1 protein-coding gene is annotated in these 534 nt (G+C 59.6%); it reads left to right on the top strand.

Translation table 11 applies throughout. The annotated features are described in order from the left end of the window. Window positions 1-451 precede the first annotated feature (451 nt). On the top strand, window positions 452-534 hold an 83-nt coding region (locus J8I87_RS44165; protein ID WP_209937664.1), incomplete at its 3' end, for a CoA transferase.

Raw genomic sequence — 534 nt, 5'->3', positions numbered from 1 at the left:
CTTTGCTTACTTTCTTTGCCGCGGCAAAGAAAGTAAGTGCCGCCCCGCACAGGGGCAACGCCCGCGCCGCGAGGCGCGTCGCGGATGCCGGCGACAGCGGCAAGACACAGCCCGCGTCGCGGATGCCCGCGACAGCGGCAAGGCACAGCCCGCATCGCGAAGACCAGCGACAGCGACAAGACACAGCCCGCATCGCGGAACGCCAGCTGATAGTGGCAAAACAAACCGCATCGTAACCGCCAGCGAAGCACACTTAAGCACCTGAAGAGTACCGCCCTTGCCCATAAGGGTTTTTCCCCGCCAGAAAACGCTGGAAAAAGCTTGCTCAAATAGCGAGCTATAAATACGATATATCACATATCAGATGCCATTCGATGCCCGGACAAGCGGTCCGAACACGCACGAACGGCGTCCGCAGCGGACAGCAATCAACGATGATGGGAGACGTAGCATGGGCAAGGCACTCGACGGTGTGCGCATTCTCGATTTCACGCATGTGCAATCGGGGCCGACCTGCACGCAACTGCTCGCATG

This window comes from Paraburkholderia sp. LEh10, assembly GCF_017814945.1.
Classification (GTDB): domain Bacteria; phylum Pseudomonadota; class Gammaproteobacteria; order Burkholderiales; family Burkholderiaceae; genus Paraburkholderia.
This window is presented reverse-complemented; position numbering and strand designations above follow the sequence as displayed.